General features: G+C 71.3%; 3 protein-coding genes. All 3 read left to right on the top strand.

The window, feature by feature from the left end:
- On the top strand, positions 1-1,474 hold a 1,474-nt coding region (locus AB0C16_RS39910), incomplete at its 5' end, for an ATP-binding protein (protein ID WP_357691333.1).
- A complete protein-coding gene (locus AB0C16_RS39905; protein ID WP_138667080.1) occupies positions 1,471-1,893 on the top strand; it encodes a roadblock/LC7 domain-containing protein in 423 nt (140 codons plus the stop codon). The genes AB0C16_RS39910 and AB0C16_RS39905, both read left to right, overlap by 4 nt.
- A 5-nt stretch (positions 1,894-1,898) precedes the next feature.
- Positions 1,899-2,171: DUF742 domain-containing protein (locus AB0C16_RS39900; protein WP_357691331.1), on the top strand; the 273-nt coding region annotated here is incomplete at its 3' end.

The raw sequence follows: 2,171 nt of genomic DNA, 5'->3' as shown, positions 1-2,171 counted from the left end.
GCGCAGCCAGACGCTGGTCGAGCGGCAGATCACCCTGATCGACGGGCTGGAGCAGGGCGAGCAGGACGAGAGCCGGCTGGCCAACCTGTTCAAGCTGGACCATCTGGCCACCCGTATGCGGCGCAACAGCGAGAACCTGCTGGTGCTGGCCGGCCAGGATCCGCCGCGCCGCTGGAGCCAGCCGGTCAAGCTGGTCGACGTGACGCGCGCCTCGCTGTCGGAGGTGGAAGGTTACGAGCGGGTCGTGCTGCAGGTCCCCGACGGCGTCTCCGTCGCCGGGCAGGCGGTCAACGACGTCATCCACCTGCTGGCCGAGCTGGTGGAGAACGCGCTGTCCTTCTCGCCGCGCGAGACCCGCATCACCCTGTCGGGGAGCCGCATCGACGGCGGCGGCGTGATGCTGTCGATCACCGACTCCGGCATCGGGATGACCCAGGAAGAGCTGGTCCAGGCCAACGATCGGCTCACCGACTCGCCGACCGTCGACGTGTCGGTGTCGCGCCGGATGGGCCTGTTCGTGGTCGCCAGGCTGGCCCACCGGCACGGCATCCGGGTGCAGCTGCGCCCGCACGCCTCCGGCGGGCTGACCGCGATGGTGCTGCTGCCGGAGTCGATGCTCGGCGCGCAGTCGCCCGCCTACGCCAACTCGGGCCCGCCCCAGGAAGACGCCTTCAGCGGGCCGCAACTGGCCCCCTCTCCCGCGCCCGTCCCGCCCTGGCAGGGCGGCACCTACCAGATGGGCCCCGGACACCCCTCCTACTCCTCCAACCCGCCAGGCTCCGCCAACCCGCCGGCCCCCGAGCACAACGGCGGCTGGCCCATGCAGCCGCAGTGGCCGTCGGAACCGGGCGGCTGGCCGTCCGACCCGCGCGCCGGCTTCGGCGACGCCGACGTCTGGCAGTCACCGCCGCGCACCCCCGGGAGCTGGCCGGGCGAGGGCAACGGGTTGCCCAGGCGCCCTCCCGCCGACGGGCAGCCACCGTGGAACCATCGCGAGCGCAACGACTTCACCCGGCCGCCGCTCCGGCCGCCGCGGCACGACTTCCCGGAGACCGAGTCGGCGAACACCGGTCCGATCCCGGCGGTGAACACTCCGCCGTCCGCCGGTGACGAGTACCTTCCGATCTTCGCCTCGGTCGAGTCCGCCTGGTTCGCCAGCGGCGCCAGCTGGGGTTCGGCCACTGCCGACGCCGGGTGGAGCAAGGCGGAGGCCGTGGTGGAGCCGGTGCGTGACGGGGCGACGGCGTCGGGTCTGCCGAAGCGGGTGCCGAAGGCGAACCTGGTGCCGGGTTCGGCGGACACGGCGTCGGCGCCGAAGGGTGTCACCCCGATGCCGTCGGTGTCGCCCGACCGGGTCCGCAACCGGCTGTCCAGCTTCCAGCAGGGCTTCCGGGCCGCACGCGACGACATCACCGAGGGCAAGGCGTATCCCTCTGACCCGAGGAACGCCGACAGCAGGGAGGAGGGCGCATGAACGACCTGAGTCATGCCGCACGCGGTGTCGACTGGTTGATCACTGATTTCGTCAGCACCGTTCCGGGCGTCGCCCACGCGGTCGTCGTCTCGTCCGATGGCCTGCCGCTCGCGGCCTCGTCGGGATTCCCCGCGGACCGGGCGGATCAACTGGCCGCGATCGCCTCCGGCCTGGTCAGCCTCACCCAAGGGGCGGCCAGGGTGTTCGAGGGCGGCGCGGTCAATCAGACGATCGTGGAGATGCAGCGAGGGCTGATGCTGATCATGTCGATCAGCGACGGCTCGTGCCTGGCGGTGCTCGCGGCCCCCGACTGCGACATGGGGTTGGTGGCCTATCAGATGACGCTCATGGTGGATCGCGCCGGTCAGGTGCTCACTCCCGCGGTGCGCGCCGAGTTGCGCGCCAGCCAGTCCAGGTGATGTAGGTGACGGACCCCAGGTGGAACAGCGGCGGCCGCGAGCCGCAGGCGCCGTCGTCTCCTGATCCGGGTTCGCCGGTCCGTCCGTACGCGGTGACGGGTGGACGCACGGCGCCCAGGGTCAAACTCGCGATGGAGGCCCTCGTCTCGTCGGCGACGGCTGAGCATCGGGAGTTTTCGCATATCACGCCGGAGTATCAGGCGATCAGTCAGTTGTGTCGGCAGGTTCGGTCGGTGGCTGAGGTGTCGGCGCTGTTGCGGATTCCGCTGGGTGTGGTG

It is taken from the genome of Nonomuraea sp. NPDC048916 (assembly GCF_040649575.1).
GTDB lineage: Bacteria > Actinomycetota > Actinomycetes > Streptosporangiales > Streptosporangiaceae > Nonomuraea.
This window is presented reverse-complemented; position numbering and strand designations above follow the sequence as displayed.

Bases quoted from the DNA above. Each gene is read 5' to 3' on its own strand.
- AB0C16_RS39905 (WP_138667080.1), top strand. From the start codon at position 1,471: ATGAACGACCTGAGTCATGCCGCACGCGGTGTCGACTGGTTGATCACT.